Source organism: Methanolinea mesophila (assembly GCF_017873855.1).
Classification (GTDB): domain Archaea; phylum Halobacteriota; class Methanomicrobia; order Methanomicrobiales; family Methanospirillaceae; genus Methanolinea_B; species Methanolinea_B mesophila.
In genome coordinates, this window is record NZ_JAGGKR010000001.1 from 394,498 (window position 1) to 410,283 (window position 15,786).

The window sequence follows — 15,786 nt, forward strand, 5'->3', positions numbered from 1 at the left end:
TTATATCTGATTTATTCACCGCGAGCGGCGGAAGCTGCAGGAGTCCGTGACCGATGGGTTCGCAATGGGGAAAAGACAGCGCATATCTTCGTGCGATGAAGGAAGGCTACCGTTCACGGGCAGCGTTCAAGTTAAAGGATCTCCAGGACCGCTACCGGATTATCCGGGATGACGACAACGTGGTCGACCTCGGGGCCGCTCCAGGGAGCTGGCTCCAGGTGGAACGGGGTCTCACCAACGGAAAGGTCCTCGGGATCGACCTCAACCCCATCCCCCCTCTCGAAGGGGTGGAGACGATGGTGGCCGACATGTGCGACCCCGAACTCCCGGAGAAGGTCAAAGGGATGCTCGGCATCGTGAATGTGGTCGTCTCGGACGCGTCGCCCAAGCTCTCCGGCCACAAGAGCTACGACCAGGCCAGGGCGGTCGAACTCGGGGAAATCGCACTCGAATTCGCCTGCAAGGTGCTGAAACCGGGCGGGAACTTCGTGGTGAAATCGTTCCAGGGACAGGACTTTACCGGCCTGCTCGACAGGGTGAAGGATCACTTCCTCTCGGTGAAGGCGTACAGGAGCCGATCTTCGCGGAAGGGAAGCGCCGAGGTCTACATCGTGGCCAAATACTTCGTGGGGGCCGGGAATGAGACTTAAGGATCCCTACGACCGGCCGGTGAGCAACCTCCGCATCAGCCTCACCCCGGCGTGCAACCTGAAGTGCATCTATTGCCACGCGGAAGGGGAGAAAAAACCCGGGGATTCCCTGACCCCGGAAGAGATAGCCGAGATACTCAGTGTGGCGAGCGAGTTCGAGGTCAGAAGCGTGAAGTTCACCGGCGGGGAGCCCACCCTCCGCCCCGACCTGGTGGAGATCATCGAGTCCGTGCCCGGCGGAATGGAGTCCTCGATGACCACCAATGCCACGCTCCTCGCGGATATCGCCCGCGACCTGAAATCTGCCGGGCTTTCCAGGGTGAACGTGAGCCTGGACAGCCTCGATCCCGAGACGTACCGGAAGATCACCGGGTGCGACCGGCTGGGCGAGGTGCTGGAAGGGATCGATGCCGCGCTCGATGCAGGGCTCACGCCCGTGAAACTGAACATGGTGATGCTGCAAGGGATCAACGAGCACGAAATCGACGATTTCCTGCAGTTCGTACGGGGGAACCGGGACCTGATCCTCCAGGTGATCGAGCTGATGGAGCTCGGCGGCTGCCCCCACCATAGCGAGGTCAACGGACTGGAAAAACGGCTCTCCGAGGAGTCCCGGGAGATCATCACCCGGCGGATGCACCACCGGAAGAAGTACTGCCTCGACGGTGCGGAGGTCGAGGTCGTCCGCCCGCTCCATAACACCGAGTTCTGCGCCTACTGCAACCGGCTCAGGGTCACCTCCGACGGGCAGCTCAAGCCCTGCCTGCTCCGGTCCGATAACCACGTCGATATCCGGGGAAAGTCGGGTGACGAACTGAGAGAGAGTTTCAGGGAAGCCGTCCGGAGAAGGGCGCCATTCTATTGCTGAAAACGGGGTTCTTACATAACATTAACTCCCTGCTCTCCTGTTTCTCTATTTTTTGCAGGGGCGAGGACCCATCCTGTCGGGATTTCAGATTCCTCCGGTGCAGGATGGTCCGCGGTTCTTTCCTGATTCCACTACAACTTGTGCGTCAGGGAGCACGAATACGTCCCGACTGGTGCATCTTTCCCGCGGGACATAGGCCCTGCCGGAACGGAAACCCGGTGGTCCGCATGGCAGGGTCATAATCTCTATCACTCTTCCGGTAGAGGAATTCCTCTCATGACCGCAGATCGCGAATATGTTCACGTGCTCGAGTACCTCTACGAGAAAAGCCTGGTCCTCCACGACCCCTCGCTCTGGGAACCGGTGCTCGGGTTCTATTTCCTCGATGCGCTCGCCCATATAGATTATACCGTCGGGCTGATCGCCTACGGCTACCATTCCCCGAAGACCATGATGGCCGGGGAGTACCTCCGGTGGAGGATAGACGAGGAGAAGAAGGGGGATCGGGCGAAGTTCCCGGGATTCGTCAACTGGCTCAAGGAGCATCACCCGGACAGGTTCTCCAGGATCCCCTCGCTCTGGCAGATGGTGTACGATCGGGAGGACAAGGCCTCGTACCGTTCCTTCCGGGTTGTCCTCGACCCCGAGAGCCGCACTCCGCTCGCGGCGCACCATTTCACCCGGATGGTCGACGAATTTTTCGTGACTGATTTCATAAAGAGCATGTACCGGGAAGAAGGATCGCTCGCTGCCCTGTTCCGGGAGTATTGCGCCGCCAACTGAGATATAATAAAAAGCGTACAGGAACGGGACTCATGGATATCGCACGCCTCTGCAGCGAACTCGTACGGATCAGGAGCGAAAACCCACCCGGGGATACCGAGGATGTCGTCCACTATCTCAAGGGATTCACCGACAGGCTCGGGATCCGGACGACGATCGTGAAGAACCGGGGTGGGCGGTGTAACCTCGTAAGCACTGATCCGCAGGGAACGCTGCTGCTCTGCGGGCACGTGGACGTGGTCCCCGCGCTCGGCGACGGCTGGACCCACAGGCCGGACTCGGGTGATGTCGACGGGGGATACGTCTGGGGCCGTGGCGCGACGGATATGAAGGGGGGCTGTGCCTCCCTGCTCGACGCGTGCAAAACGGTCGCCGACGAGGGGATCGACCTCTCGGTCGACCTTGCGTTCGTCTGCGACGAGGAGACGAGCGGGAAATACGGGGTGCGCTGCCTCCTCGAACGGGAGCTGCTCTGCCCCTGCGACTGCCTGATCGCCGAGCCCTGCCCGGCGCTGCACCCGAACATCGGGCAGAAGGGGCTGCTCCGGGTCAGGTTCACCTTCCACGGGGTGCCGGGGCACGGGTCGCTCTATCCGTTGCGCGGGACCTCGGCCATCATGGAGGCGTACTCTCTCCTGGAGCACCTCCACCGGCTCCATGAAAGGGAGTATTCCCCAGGACCGGACCTCCTCCCCCTCGTCACCCGTTCTTCGGAGGTGCTGGGGGAGGTCTTCTCCCTGCCCCAGGCGGGATCTGCCCTGACCAGAATCATGTACAACCCCGGGAGGATCGAGGGAGGGGAGAAGGCGAACATCGTCGCCCAGCGGTGCTGTCTCGAACTCGAACTGAGGGTCCCCTGGGGGTGCAGCACCGAACTCCTCCTGCAGGATCTCCGGGCCGCAGCTCCCGGGGCCGAGGTGGTGGCCAGCAGCGTCGCGGATCCCTCGCTCACTCGGCCCGAAGAGCGGATTGTCCGGCTGACCTGCCGGGAGATCTCCCGGGTTTACGGAGCGACGGCGGAACCGATCGTCCAGTGGGCCGCGAGCGATGCCCGTCACCTTCGTGGTGCAGGCTTCCGGGTGATCGAGTACGGCCCCGGGGAGATCCAGACCCTCCATGCAGTGGACGAGCGGGTATCGATAGAGAACATGGAAAAGGTGTCACAGGTGTATCAGGGGATTATCCGGGAATATTGCAGCGGGAAGGATTAATTCTGCAATTAACCCGACACACAATCTTTTTGCTGACATTTTCTTGATTGCAGGAAGCAGCAGTTTCCAGATGAACTGCCTCGTTAAGGTCGTACATATCATTCAATTCAGGTCTTTTGTATACAATTTGGGGCTTACCCCACCCCAAACCCTCACATCTCTTATGCAGGGTCTTATTCATTGGAGGGGGGCGAAGCTCCAGGAGCGACAAGTTAGAGATAAAAATAAAACGCGATGGTTCCGCCGCCCCCGAAGGGCGCCCCGGCGGCGGATCTGGAACTTAATCCAAATAATTACAGGTTATCCAGCAGGCCTGTCATTTCCACGAATATCCTGTGCGGGGTCGCCACAGCGGCGGGGCGACAGCCCCGGGAGCGTCGAGGTAAAATTTTTTTTAGTATCCATTTTTAGAATTTTCAGAGAAAAGAAACAGCGCTTGAAGTGAAGTGTCCAAATTGAAGAGCGAGGGATGAATTAATTTACTCTTCCTTCCCCTCGCCAAACGGTTCGCCACGAAGCATCGCGTCGATGGCGAGCGCCGCCTGCTTCGCCCCACCCATGGCGAGGATGACGGTTGCCGCCCCGGTCGCGACATCCCCTGCGGCATAATACCGCTCCCGGGTGGTCTTTCCGTTCTCGTCGACCACCAGGTTCCCTTTTCTCCCGTAGGCGACCCCGGAGAGCCTCCTGATCAGCAGAGGATTCGGTCCCTGACCAATCGCCTGTACCAGGAGATCTGCCTCTATCGTAAAGGCGCTCCCCTCTACCGGTACCGCCTCGGGCCTCCCGCTCTGGTCGAGGTCGCACATCTCCATTCTCACGCACTCCACGCCGCTTACGCTCTGGTCCCCCAGGATCCTGACCGGGTTTGTGCAGAGCAGAAATTTTACCCCTTCTTCGGCTGCCCGTTCGACCTCTGCTTTCCGGGCCGGCAGGTCCTCCGCTCTCCTCCGGTAGACCAGCGTGACCTTTGCCCCCATCCGGCGTGCCACGCGGGCAGAGTCCATGGCCACGTTTCCCCCTCCGACCACGACCACCCGTCTCCCCCGTTTTATCGGAGTGTCATACACCGGGAACCGGTTGGCGTGCATCAGGTTTACCCTGGTAAGGAACTCGTTTGCCGAATAGACCCCGGAGAGCTGTTCTCCGGGAATGCCCATGAAGAAGGGGAGGCCCGCTCCCGTGGCGACGAGGACCGCGTCGAAATGGTCAAGTTCTTCCATGGAAACACTGGCCCCCGCGAGGTGGTTGCACCTGATATCTACCCCCATCTCCCGCAACTGATCGACCTCGGCCTGAACCACGTCCTTCGGAAGCCTGAAGGCCGGGATGCCATACATGAGCACTCCTCCGGGAGCATGGAGCGACTCGAACATCGTCACCTGATGACCCCTCTTCGCCAGTTCAAAGGAGGCCGCAAGACCGGCAGGGCCGGAACCGACTACCGCTACACGGTATCCGGTTGGTTCTGCTACCGCGGGAATTTTAGGCGCGTGCTCTCTTTCCCAGTCGGCCACGAAACGCTCGAGCGCCCCGATCCGGACCGGCTGCTCTTTTACGCCCAGAATGCAGACCCCTTCGCACTGCACCTCCTGTGGGCAGACCCGGCCACATATCGCGGGAAGGAGGTTTTCTTCCTTGATGATCGCCGCCGCCCCCACAAAGTCCTTTTGTGCCACCGCTGCGATGAACGCGGGAATGTCGATCCCCACCGGGCACCCCTTCACGCACCCTGGTTTTTTGCACTGGATGCACCGTTCCGCCTCGATGACCGCTTCATCAGGGGTAAGTCCGGTGTCCACCTCCAGGAAGTCATGGATCCGGACGGACGCCGGCCGGTCACCCATGATGTGTCCCCTCCCCGCACCTGCAGGCGTGCTCATGGTAGTGCTCCATAGACTCTTTCTCTTCCTCGAGGTAGTACCGTTGCCGCTGCATGAGGAGTTCGAAGTCCACCAGGTGCGCGTCGAACTCGGGCCCGTCCACGCATGCGAATCTGGTCTCCCCGCCGACCGACACCCTGCACGACCCGCACATCCCCGTCCCGTCGACCATGACGGGGTTCAGCGAGACAAACGTCTTTATTCCCGCGGGCCTTGTCACGTTCGAGGTCACCTTCATCATGATTGCAGGGCCGATGATCCACACGCAGTCGATCTTGTGTCTCGAGATCTCCTGTTTCAGCAGGTCCGCGGGAAACCCATGATGGCCCCTGCTCCCGTCATCGGTAGCGACGTGAAGCTCGTCGCAGATCCCCGCGAGTTCGTCCTCAAGGATGAGGAAATCAGCGTTCCTGGCGCCGATTATCCCGATAACATAATTCCCGGCGCTCCTGGCCTCCCTGGCAATGAGGGGAAGAGAGGCGATCCCTACCCCCCCGCCTACCACGATGACCCTGCCATCGTTCTGGATCTCGCTTGGTCTTCCCAGTGGTCCGGCGATGTCGAGCACGTGGTCCCCTTCTTCCAGTGCTGCAAGCTGACGGGTGGTTTTTCCCACTGCCATGAAGATAATCCGGACCAGGTCCCCTTGTACTGCGGAGATGGTGAGCGGAATTCTTTCCCCCCTTTCATCGATCCTGACGATCAGAAATTGCCCCGCCCTTGCATGCCGGGCGACCTGGGGCGCCCGCACCCACACCTGGTACACCCGTTCTGCAAGAGCTTTTGCTTCTTCCACCCGATACAAAAAATTCACTCCGTAATTCGTCCGATCAGATTCCGATAGTTATAGTTGCTGGATCCTCTTTACCTTACGCACCCTGACCGCAACTCCCCTGGACGAGCGGAGCATCTCCCCGGCGGGCATCGCGGCGCGACCCGAGGCTTCGACCCCCGGACCGGTCACGAACACCTCGTCCCCTTCCCGGATGGCGGGGTCCGCGTCGATCACTCCCGGCGCAAGGATATCCCCCTGGGGGATGAAATCGTCGATCGTCACCCGGTAGCCGGTGGGGATGAGCTCCCATCCTTTCAGGGTCGGGCGGAGCAGCCCTGTCCCGGTATCCAGGGAGAACAGGGGGTCCTTCCCCCGGTAGGCCATGACCTGGGGGTACCTCCCTTTCAGGAAGAGCCCTTTCGCGGCGATCTCAGCTCCGAACTGCCATAACCCGGTACCCCGGACCAGGTCGTGCCGGACCTTCCGTTCACCAACGAGCGCGGCGTCGAGTGCAGTGAGCGACTGCGAGGAGGCGGGATGCCCGCTGCAGGTGCACTCAAGGGTGATCCCCGCCGCGTCCGCCGCCATCTCTGCAGTTGCGAGGGCCCCGCCTTCAAGATGGGCAATCACCCTCTTATAGGGGTTCTTTGCGAGGTATCCGGCAAGGATCGCCGCAATCCGCTCCCGTTCCTCCGCATCCCAGTAACCGGTCACCGGGACATCGTAATGTGCGGCGGGATACACCAGCTCAAGTTCCCGGGGGACCAGCCCCAGGGGTGAGGTGAGGATCAGTTCGTGCGCCCTCCCGGCGATGACCGGGATAAACCTCCTGTGGCTTGCGGAGAGGGAGTAGGGCTTGTGCGCCGAACAGGGCAGAAGCACCGCGGTCTCCGCAACAGGGGGCGAATAGCGCCCGATGACACGTTCCGCGAACCGGGTTACCTCGAACCTGTGCAGCGATTCTCCGGTCGTTGCAAGGAGGGGTACGCTTCTCGCGACCGGCACTGCGGGTTCCATCAGGGATCGTGCGGAATCGAGGAGCCGGAGGATCGCCACCTGCGGGGGGAAGAACCTGCACCGCGACTCCACCAGGTCCCTGAGACGGGCTTCACCGATGAAACGGCGCACAAGGGCGAGTTCTTTCTCGAGGGCGTACCGGTTGTGCCGGAAGATATCGCCGTCCCGGCACCCTTCGCAGGTACAGGCCTCCGATTCCATCCATTCCGCAGGAAATGTCCCCTCCGGGAGGCAGTAGAGACCCTGTGCGCTCGCAAGATCGACGCCCTGGTAGTCGAAGAGGTCGAATCCCGAGTAACAGAGTATCGCCGCGTTTGAGGGAAGGGCCGTTCCGGGCGCATACCATGCGGTATCGGGCGGTACCATTGATTTGAGGGTGGAGAGCCACTGGACGTACTCCCTCGACTGGGCGAGCGCGGTATGCCAGTTCCCCACCATCACGCACGAGCCCGAAACAGCCGGGCACTCCACCGCCGGGTGGACCCAGACCGGCTCGTCGTCCCCGCACGCGTGATACGCCCCCGCGAGCCCCGCGTCGGCGAGGAGGGGCATGTTGTCGAGCCGGTGCCGTTCAAGGGACGGAAAGATTCTGTCGGTCTCGACCACTGCGGGGAGGGCGAGGGTGAGGTCGTCCCTCTGGTAGACCGAGAGCCTCGCGAGGGCGTCCCGTTTCCTGACCTCAAACCCCATGTACACGCACCTCAGCGCCCGGCACCTGCTCCCTCACCAGGGACTCCCACTCCGGGGGGCACCGCACGACGACCCTGCTTTCCGGATGAGTCTCCAGGTAGCAGCGAATACCCCGGCACCCCGAGACCATCATGTCACAGTCCCAGTCGGGGATCTCGGCCTGGCCGACCGGGAAGGTCTCCCGGAGCTCTGGAGGATACGGGCCGAACGGGGGTTTATAGAGAAGGACCAGGTCGAAGTCACGCTCGTCCCCGCCGGTCATATCGATGAGCACTCTTTCGCCCCCGGCGATCCGGCCGATCGTCCCGTGGTACCGGATCACTTCGGTCCGGGCGCAGCTTTCGCTTCCCCGGTAGAAAAACCGCCGCTTGCTCACCCGATCCGACCTTTCCAGCTCCGGGGCACGTGTGAGGAGTTCCCGGTACCCCCGGAGGAGCTCGGGATGTGCACGGCACCGCTCGTCGACAAGTTCCCAGAGGGTGCCGTCGGTGATCGCCTGCCGTATACGGGAGATCTCCCCGAGGCTCACCTGGAGGTTGTGCAGGGCGAGGAGCCGCTCCTTGTCAGGGGCTTCCTGGAGTTCCTTTGCGGAATGCCGGCGGCATACCTCGCAGGTGCAGGGGAGGTCCGAGAGTTCGGAGAGCCTCATGCTCCCTCCCGCGGTGATATAGCGCCCGTCCTTGGCGTAGAGTGCATATGCCGCGGAATCGAAGATATCGCATCCCATGGCCACCGCGAGGGCGAACATGGACGGGTGGCCCGCCCCGAAGAGGTGCACGCATGCCGCGGGGGAAAGCCCGGACTTTGCCGCACTGACCACCTTCACCAGGTCCTTGTACCGGTAGGACTCCATCAACGGGACGACGGCCCCTATCGGGCAGAACGCGATACCAAGGTCAGAAACCTCTTTACCGGCCCGGGTCCGGAGGTCGGTGAACAGGCCCCCCTGGACCGGTCCGGCCAGGTTTCCGTCCGGCCCGAGGATCTCCTTCGCCTCCCGCATTCGTTCCATGGTGATCGCGAGCTCGTCGGTGGCCCGCTGCCTGTCGGCGTCCGGCGGGGTGGGAATGTCGAGCGGCACGATGATGTCGCTCCCGATCGCCTGCTGGAACGTCAGGGTGTCCCGGTTGGTCACCTCGACCTCCCCGTACACCGAGAGCTGGAAGGAGCCCGAATCGGTCATGATCAGCCCGTCGAAGCCGAGCGTCCTGTGCACTCCTTCACTGACCACCTTCTCCCCGAACTCCCTGCTCCGGTAGAAGATGTAGGCATTGGTGATCAGTCCCTCGACTCCCAGCGCCTGCATCTCCTGCGGGGTTATCAACTGCAGGTGCGGGTTGATTACCGGGAGGAGCGCCGGGGTGCGCATGGTCCGTTCCCCCGCTTTCAGCCTGCCCAGTCTTCCCGCGATGTCCTTTGCGGTTATTTCAAAGAAAATTGCCATTTGCAGTCCTATTCGTCGAAAATCTGGCCTTCGAACGTAAATATATCCACGGAGTTATCGCACCAGCATCCGGACCGGAGCCCGGCTTTCATGCAGGTATGGTCGAGGAACGTCCGTGCGTCCCAGCAGTATTCCGTGGCCACCTGGGGGAGCAGCAGCCCGCTCCTTCCGTGTCCCCGTACAATCAGCCCGTGCCTCCCGACCTCGATCGCCCCCGGCCTCTCTCCCGGGGGTACGGCGAGCGGCTGGGGCACCGAGAGCACCGTCACTTCGATGTGCACGGACGGCAGTTCCGATCCCGAGACCGGAGGAAACCTCGGGTCCTCGAGTGCGGCGGCCGTAGCCGCCTGCGGAACGGCATCGCCGAGCGTGAGCATGGGATACGGAAACCCGATGCACCCCCTCAGCTCCCCGTTCCGGGTGAGGGTAACAAATACTCCTCGTTTCTGCGAAAAGACCGGGGTAAGGCAGGGGAGCGGGTGTTCTGCGCCGCCGATACAGTTTTCGAGTGTGGTGCGGGCGAGAAGGAGCGCGAGCCTTCCTTCCTCCGCGGTAAGGGCCTCCATCAGGGGTACCTCTGGTCGCTGTTGGCTCTAGTAACTTTCCACTGCGGCCGGATCCCGGTATCCGCATGTAATTCCGGCAACAGGGCCTGGGTTCCCGTTTTCCGGATCCCGGGTCCCCTTTTATGAAGGAGATTGAAACAGATCTCACCCGGGTAACAAGGGGACCGTACGAGATCCCCGGCCCCAGGATATCGCGTGAGGGCACCCATCCCCTACGAGAGATCATGGCCGGTACTCCGGGAGCCGCCGACGATTATAATATTCAACATTTCGAGCACCACGGCAGGTAACATCTTCGATGCCGGGAGTGCGGACGGGTATGATATTTCGCAATCGTGCACCGCGGCCGGCATTATCGGGGGGGTGCGTCATAGGATAGCAGTAAATAACAGCACCGATCAGTACTACAGGAGAGGGAGAGTGCGGCTGACGGTGGCCGAACTGGCCGCTGAGGAAAGTCCCCCCACCTGCTGAGCACGCAGCCATATGCAAGTATGGGTGGCGAGAGTCACGGCAATGGCACAGACACGGCACGGCCTGTTCCCGGTGATGATGCGGCTGAGCTCCTTCCGGAGCGAGAAACGCGAGAGATCGCGTGAGATAACCCGCTGAGCAAAGGAACAGGAAACGTTGAAACGGCGAATCCCTGCGGGTGCAAGCCAGAACAGGGCAACAGGTCGCTCAGTCACCGCCCGGGTATGGCGCATAGCTGAATGCCGCAAAGAACAGAAGGGGGCTTACTCCTCCCACTCCAAATTATGCACACAGGGCCAAACTATTTTGAATAATAATCACCCACAGTAATATCATATGCACATCCCTACCTCCGACGAGATAAAGGCAAGACGGGAAGTGCTGGGCATACGGCAGGCTGAACTGGCGAAGCGGGCCGGAATAAGCCAGTCCATGGTAGCCCGGATCGAGGCCGGGACCGTCGATCCCCGGGTGAGTACGCTCACGAAGATCATCGAGGTCCTGAACACCGCCGAGCGCTCGAGGGTCACCGCGGCGATGGTAATGCATACCCCCGTATTTGCAGTCGGCTCAACCGAGCCCATCGGGGTCGCGATCGAGATGATGGACCGGAACAGCATCTCGCAGCTCCCGGTGATAGACGAAGGGGTGCCGGTCGGGTGCATCTCCGAGTCCGCGATCGTCAACGCCCTTGACGATCCGGTCCATTACAGGAAGGAGGAATCGAGGATACGGGACTTCATGGAATCGGGGTTTCCCACGGTACCTCCGGACATGGACATCGAGACCGTGGTGCGGATTCTTCAGCACAACCACGCGGTCCTGGTGATGGAGTCGGGAAAGGTGCAGGGAGTGATCACGAAGCACGACCTGATTCCCCTCATTGTAGAGCGCTGATCAGGGGATTCCTGGTAAGATACAGGTTTGACTCGCGAGAGCAGGGAGGCAAAGGTCCGGCTCGTCACATATTCAGAATTCGTCTTTTTTTACTGGTAATCATAATGTCGTTAAAAAATTGTCTGGGGGAATGAGACCTCCGCTATGCAGCAGCCCCGCCGCTCCCGTTACAACTGGGACACAAGGTCCCGTAGTACAGTAATGGGCACCTTTGCTTTCACCACCGAAGACGCGAGCAGGACTCCGTCGGTCCCCAGGTCCCGGGCAATCTTCACGCACTCGCCCGACTGGATCCCGGCCCCGGTGAGGATCTTCACGCCGGGGTTTACCTTTCTCACCGCCTCCACCGAGCGTGTTATGATCTCGGGATTCGCCTTCGAAACCGATATACCGCTCCCGATGAGTTCCGGGGGCTCGATGGCGACGTAGTCCGGGGAGAGCACTGCCGCCGCGGCGGTGGTGATGTCGTTGTTGGTACAGACCACCGAGATCATTCTCTGCGCCTTGAGCGCCTGGACCGCGGCATCGATATCCGCCAGGGTCAGCCGCCGTTCGGAATGGTTCACCAGGGATCCGGTCGCCCCCGCCTGTTTCAGGGCTTCCGCGGTGATCGACCCCGTATGCGCCCCGGGTTCCGCCCCGTCAACGTGCTGGGCATATACGGGGAGCGCGTAGTGCATGGAGATGGGATGGATATTCATGTAGCTCGGCGCGATCCCGATGCTCGTACCGCTCTCGTCCGCCACCTGCTGGGCGGCGTCCGCAAGATTGTGCACCCGCTGTCCGGACCCTTCGGTGTAGGTCTTCAGGTTAAGAAGAATGAATGGGGTTGACATGACGTTCTCCACGGAACACTTGTCCTTCAATCATTAAGAAATGCTTCGCCCGTTCCTACCGGCCTGGATCTTCCGCTCCCCGCCCGAAGAACGCGCCGGTGGTGATCCCGCCCATGGACATCTTCTTTATCCGCTCCTTTACCTGGAGGAGGCACCTCTTCGTCTCTTCTCCCCTGCCCGTCCCGAGCACCGCGAGCGCTTCGCGGTACGCGAGGGTCATATCCCCTGCATAGTAGGCGCCTCTCCGGCGGGCATCGATCGCCACCCGGTCTATTCCGGCGCCCGCGATGATGGGGAGATGGTCGACCAGGCAGGTCTCGACCGCGTTGGAGAGGTGCGTCCTCCCCTGTGCGTCGCGGTACACCGGGAAGAGCCGGCCGGTCTCGTCAAGTAACCCGTGGAACGCCACCTTGTCCGGGCTGACGCGGCACCCGGAGAGGAGGTCGTCCTCGCTCACTATCGCTTCCTGGCTTCCCTGCACCATGATCTCCAGCTCGGGCTTGTTCTGCAGTCTTCCCGACATCGCGACCATGTGGGACAGGTCGTCTGCGGCAAGTTCGGGGGAAAAGGTAAGCCCGGCGAAGACAGGCGAGAACACCTCGATCGAGAGGTAATTGGTGATGTTCAGCCCCTGTCCCCCGAAGATGCGGAGACCAGGGGCATGCCTGGCTATCGCTTCGGCGAGCCCGGGCCCCTCGACCATAACACCGCCGATCCCGGACTCCTGGGCTTTCGAAAGGAGCGGAATCGCGTTATCGATGAACTCCTGGTCCGCGATCCGGGGCCATTTCCAGATCAGCTCAACCTCCGCGGAGCCGCAAACGCGGCTTGCATCGCTGATCAGGGCCCTTAGTTCCTTCGCCTTGCCTCCGGGGACCTCGTAATATACCCTCCCCGCTTCCGCACTGCAGGCCGCCTTGACCGCGTCGGGGTCGTCGACGTATACCGACAGCCCGGGAAGGGTGAACCGGACTTCAGGCGGTTGCGCTGCACGCCCTGCAAAAAAGGACCGAATCCTTGACCCCGCCTTATCGACACTCCGGGCATCGGGCCTGGTCAGGACAAGGTACTCTTCTCTGGCCTTCTCCAGGAGATCGCGCCGGAGGCTGTTCAGAGTGGCAAGGGGAAGAAAAACGTTCTCCCCCAGGTCGACGTGCAGCGAGGCGAGGGAGAACCTCGATCCCCCGGTCTTCTCGAACTGCCTGGTTATCACCTCTCCGGTGAGCGGGGCACGATCGGCCCGGGCTACGGGAAAATCTCCCTCGACCCGGACTTCCGCCACCTCGCCCGAAGGGCCGCTGAACCGGCCGGTTGCCCGGGGCGGCGTTCCTTCCCTCAGGACCAGGGAGATCTCCAGGGGAACGGGAACACCGGCCCGGGCGGCCGGATGGGAGAGGATCCCGGAGGCGGTCTCCCGGAGGAGAGTGCTCCGGGTCAGCCAGAGGTCCATGCCCTTCCTGCATTCCCGGGGTCCCTGGAACCGGAGCTCTCCTCTTGAATAGACCGGATCCGACTTCAGCACCAGCCCGTGCTCCTTCCCGGTCCTTGGATCGAAGAGCACGAGACCGTCCCCTTTCCGGATTTTTATCCCGGGAAGGGGTTCCTTAATGGAGAACTCTCCCCCCGGGCCGCAGCCCGTGACCATCCCGACGGGAACTCCCCGGCTGTCGGGGCGGTCCCTCCCCATCAGGTCTTCGCCCCTGCACCCGAACAGGTACCCGCAGGTAAAGCCCCGGTTGAACGCGAGCATGAGCATTGCGGTCTCTTCGGGCCGGGGGGCCCACGGTTCTCCCCTGGAGAATGCATCGAGCGCAGCCCTGTAGAGAGCCACTGCTATCGCCACGTACTCGGGCGACCGCATCCTCCCTTCTATCTTCAGTGCCTCGATCCCCGACTCCGCGAGTGCTCCCACCCGGAAGAGCGTCGAAAGGTCCATGGTGGAGAGCGGATACCCCCCCTGACAGAAAATCTTCTGGGGATTGACCGGCCTTCCGTGCCGGTCGATATCCGCTTCCACCAGCACGTAGGGTTTCCTGCACGGCTGGGCACACATCCCCCTGTTTCCACTCCTCCCCCCGATCACCGAGGAGAGGAGACATTGGCCCGAATAACTGTAGCAGAGCGCCCCGTGCACGAAGATCTCCAGCCCGGGGATTCGTGTCCCGCCTTCTTCTGCAATCTCTTTAATCCGGTCCAGAGCGAGCTCGCGCGCGAGAACCACCCGCGACAGGCCGTGCTCCTTTGCCCAGGAGACCCCCTCTTTGGATAGGATTGTCATCTGGGTGGACGCGTGGAGTTCCAGATCTGGCACCACCGTCCGGGCCAGCCCCATAAGGCCGGGGTCCTGCACAAGGACGGCATCAACGCCCATCCGGTAAAGGGACAGGAGGAACGCGGCGGCATCCTCCAGTTCACGGTCCCGGAGCAGCGTATTGACGGTGACGTACACGTGCACCCCGTTGAAATGTGCATAGTCCACGGCGGCCGCAAGTTCTTCTTCCGAAAAATTAGAGGCGAAGCTTCGTGCGCCGAACCGTTTCCCGCCAAGGTAGACGGCATCCGCTCCTGCCGCTACCGCGGCCCGGAGGGCTTCAGCCGAACCGGCGGGCGCGAGCAACTCCGGGATGCGGGTATGGTGCTCCGGGGACATTGTCTGCAGTTATGGCGCGATGAGGTAAAATGGTTGAGGGAATGCGAAGCTGACCGGGGTGATTCATATACCTCGGCGGGATGGTATGCAGCCGTCGTGCAGGAATCTGGAGACTTACGGGAATGGGGTTCTGAAAAGGATTCAAGCAGAACGGAGACCTCAGCACAAGAGAGATGCGAAGAGGATTCAGCTATCGAAGATACTGTATGCCGGAAGCGGATTCGAAGAGATGTAAAGTCCCCTGATCCCCGGGTGCAAAGGGATGACCGAAAGGGATCAGGCGGGAGATGCCAGTATATTTATCAATCTGCAACAATCACGCTCTTCCACGGGACGCGGGGGTCACTCCATGGGTCACCTCCCTGAAGAATGAAATTACAGGTTTTTACCATGAAACTGGCAGTATCCATAACAGATCCTGGGGATATCCCGGTCGCGCTCGGGTTTAATCCCGACCTCGTAGAATTGAGGCTGGACCTGATGCCCGGTGTCCCCTCGAGGGAGCTGGAGGATTGCCTGTCGGTAGCCGATATCCCTGTAATCCTTACCCTGAGGAGCCGGGATGAAGGGGGCGAGTTCGAAGGAAGTCCCGCCCGGTGGGAACAGGTCCTCGGGCCGTATCTCGACATCCCGGATTACATCGATATCGAGGAAAAATACCGGGAATATGCTCCCGGCATCGCCGCCCGGGGATGTACCGTCGTCGCCTCCTGGCATACGTTCTCCATGCCGTCCCGGGAGATCCTCGAGGAGAAATACAGAGCCCTGCGGGATTACGGAGATATCCCCAAGATTATTACGGTCCCCGGGAACGAGCACGATGTACTTTCGCTGTGCCGGTTCACTGCCGAGGCTGGAAAACCGCTCATCACCGGGACCATGGGGCCCGGCTTCCGGTTTTCTCGCCTCTTCCTTTTATTCTTCGGTTCGTGGGCTGCGTTCTGCCATTGCGGGAAACCCGCTGCCCCTGGGCAGTTCCATATCAGCGAGGCGAGGGAAGTGCTCCGCCTCCTCCGCTGATACCGCCGCCGATATCCTTATC

The 15,786-nt window shown here is 61.4% G+C and carries 14 protein-coding genes and 1 other RNA gene; 8 read left to right on the plus strand and 7 right to left on the minus strand.

What is annotated here, in order from left to right; translation table 11 throughout:
* Positions 1-53 precede the first annotated feature (53 nt).
* The 4 genes from J2741_RS01885 (at position 54) to J2741_RS01900 (ending at position 3,512) form a co-directional block, all read left to right on the plus strand.
* Complete coding sequence (locus J2741_RS01885) at positions 54-650, plus strand: RlmE family RNA methyltransferase (protein ID WP_209673360.1); 597 nt, start codon at positions 54-56, stop codon at positions 648-650.
* A complete protein-coding gene (gene moaA / locus J2741_RS01890) occupies positions 640-1,518 on the plus strand; it encodes a GTP 3',8-cyclase MoaA (RefSeq protein WP_209673361.1) in 879 nt (292 codons plus the stop codon). Before J2741_RS01885 ends, moaA begins: the two co-directional genes overlap by 11 nt.
* Before the next feature lie 276 nt (positions 1,519-1,794).
* The gene (locus tag J2741_RS01895) at positions 1,795-2,301 is read left to right on the plus strand and encodes a hypothetical protein (protein ID WP_209673362.1); all 507 of its coding nucleotides are present in this window, start codon (positions 1,795-1,797) and stop codon (positions 2,299-2,301) included.
* A 32-nt stretch (positions 2,302-2,333) separates the two neighbouring features.
* A complete protein-coding gene (locus J2741_RS01900) occupies positions 2,334-3,512 on the plus strand; it encodes a M20/M25/M40 family metallo-hydrolase (RefSeq protein ID WP_209673363.1) in 1,179 nt (392 codons plus the stop codon).
* Positions 3,513-3,991: 479 nt separating this feature from the next.
* On the opposite strand, the gene gltA is transcribed toward J2741_RS01900, so the two are convergent.
* Genes gltA through J2741_RS01925 form a run of 5 tightly spaced genes read right to left on the minus strand, consistent with a single transcriptional unit; the run spans position 3,992 to position 9,887 of the window.
* The gene (gene gltA, locus J2741_RS01905) at positions 3,992-5,359 is read right to left on the minus strand and encodes an NADPH-dependent glutamate synthase (protein ID WP_209675411.1); all 1,368 of its coding nucleotides are present in this window, start codon (positions 5,357-5,359) and stop codon (positions 3,992-3,994) included.
* Positions 5,352-6,200: a sulfide/dihydroorotate dehydrogenase-like FAD/NAD-binding protein gene (locus J2741_RS01910; RefSeq protein WP_209675413.1), complete on the minus strand. Its 849-nt coding sequence runs from the start codon at positions 6,198-6,200 to the stop codon at positions 5,352-5,354. The genes gltA and J2741_RS01910 overlap by 8 nt, the downstream gene beginning before the upstream one ends.
* 39 nt (positions 6,201-6,239) lie before the next feature.
* Positions 6,240-7,877: an archaeosine synthase subunit alpha gene (gene arcS / locus J2741_RS01915; protein WP_209673364.1), complete on the minus strand. Its 1,638-nt coding sequence runs from the start codon at positions 7,875-7,877 to the stop codon at positions 6,240-6,242.
* Positions 7,867-9,321: a tRNA guanosine(15) transglycosylase TgtA gene (gene tgtA / locus J2741_RS01920; protein WP_209673365.1), complete on the minus strand. Its 1,455-nt coding sequence runs from the start codon at positions 9,319-9,321 to the stop codon at positions 7,867-7,869. Before tgtA ends, arcS begins: the two co-directional genes overlap by 11 nt.
* An 8-nt stretch (positions 9,322-9,329) precedes the next feature.
* The gene (locus tag J2741_RS01925) at positions 9,330-9,887 is read right to left on the minus strand and encodes a TIGR00296 family protein (RefSeq protein WP_209673366.1); all 558 of its coding nucleotides are present in this window, start codon (positions 9,885-9,887) and stop codon (positions 9,330-9,332) included.
* 122 nt (positions 9,888-10,009) lie between these two features.
* Here J2741_RS01925 and J2741_RS01930 point away from each other — a divergent pair, with 122 nt between their 5' ends.
* From J2741_RS01930 to J2741_RS01940, 3 genes are all read left to right on the plus strand, one after another.
* Positions 10,010-10,177 (plus strand): hypothetical protein, encoded by a 168-nt coding sequence (locus J2741_RS01930; protein ID WP_209673367.1) that lies wholly within the window; start codon positions 10,010-10,012, stop codon positions 10,175-10,177.
* 120 nt (positions 10,178-10,297) lie between these two features.
* Positions 10,298-10,639, plus strand: an RNA gene (gene rnpB, locus J2741_RS01935) — RNase P RNA component.
* A 58-nt stretch (positions 10,640-10,697) separates the two neighbouring features.
* Positions 10,698-11,258 (plus strand): CBS domain-containing protein, encoded by a 561-nt coding sequence (locus tag J2741_RS01940; protein ID WP_209673368.1) that lies wholly within the window; start codon positions 10,698-10,700, stop codon positions 11,256-11,258.
* Between the two features lie 167 nt (positions 11,259-11,425).
* Here the strand turns inward: J2741_RS01940 and tpiA are convergent, their stop codons facing one another.
* Both tpiA and J2741_RS01950 read right to left on the minus strand, forming a co-directional pair.
* Complete coding sequence (tpiA, locus tag J2741_RS01945) at positions 11,426-12,094, minus strand: triose-phosphate isomerase (RefSeq protein ID WP_209673369.1); 669 nt, start codon at positions 12,092-12,094, stop codon at positions 11,426-11,428.
* Between the two features lie 55 nt (positions 12,095-12,149).
* Entirely contained in the window at positions 12,150-14,744 is a 2,595-nt protein-coding gene (locus tag J2741_RS01950) for a DUF3656 domain-containing U32 family peptidase (protein WP_209673370.1), read from the minus strand.
* Positions 14,745-15,134: 390 nt separating this feature from the next.
* Here J2741_RS01950 and J2741_RS01955 point away from each other — a divergent pair, with 390 nt between their 5' ends.
* Entirely contained in the window at positions 15,135-15,764 is a 630-nt protein-coding gene (locus J2741_RS01955; RefSeq protein ID WP_209673371.1) for a type I 3-dehydroquinate dehydratase, read from the plus strand.
* Positions 15,765-15,786: the final 22 nt, after the last annotated feature.

Excerpts from the sequence above, each read along its gene's own strand:
- J2741_RS01885 (WP_209673360.1), top strand. The coding sequence starts at position 54 with ATGGGTTCGCAATGGGGAAAAGACAGCGCATATCTTCGTGCGATGAAG.
- moaA (WP_209673361.1), top strand. The coding sequence starts at position 640 with ATGAGACTTAAGGATCCCTACGACCGGCCGGTGAGCAACCTCCGCATC.
- J2741_RS01895 (WP_209673362.1), top strand. The coding sequence starts at position 1,795 with ATGACCGCAGATCGCGAATATGTTCACGTGCTCGAGTACCTCTACGAG.
- J2741_RS01900 (WP_209673363.1), top strand. The coding sequence starts at position 2,334 with ATGGATATCGCACGCCTCTGCAGCGAACTCGTACGGATCAGGAGCGAA.
- gltA (WP_209675411.1), bottom strand. The coding sequence starts at position 5,359 with ATGGGTGACCGGCCGGCGTCCGTCCGGATCCATGACTTCCTGGAGGTG.
- arcS (WP_209673364.1), bottom strand. The coding sequence starts at position 7,877 with ATGGGGTTTGAGGTCAGGAAACGGGACGCCCTCGCGAGGCTCTCGGTC.
- tgtA (WP_209673365.1), bottom strand. The coding sequence starts at position 9,321 with ATGGCAATTTTCTTTGAAATAACCGCAAAGGACATCGCGGGAAGACTG.
- J2741_RS01925 (WP_209673366.1), bottom strand. The coding sequence starts at position 9,887 with ATGGAGGCCCTTACCGCGGAGGAAGGAAGGCTCGCGCTCCTTCTCGCC.
- J2741_RS01930 (WP_209673367.1), top strand. The coding sequence starts at position 10,010 with ATGAAGGAGATTGAAACAGATCTCACCCGGGTAACAAGGGGACCGTAC.
- J2741_RS01940 (WP_209673368.1), top strand. The coding sequence starts at position 10,698 with ATGCACATCCCTACCTCCGACGAGATAAAGGCAAGACGGGAAGTGCTG.
- tpiA (WP_209673369.1), bottom strand. The coding sequence starts at position 12,094 with ATGTCAACCCCATTCATTCTTCTTAACCTGAAGACCTACACCGAAGGG.
- J2741_RS01950 (WP_209673370.1), bottom strand. The coding sequence starts at position 14,744 with ATGTCCCCGGAGCACCATACCCGCATCCCGGAGTTGCTCGCGCCCGCC.
- J2741_RS01955 (WP_209673371.1), top strand. The coding sequence starts at position 15,135 with ATGAAACTGGCAGTATCCATAACAGATCCTGGGGATATCCCGGTCGCG.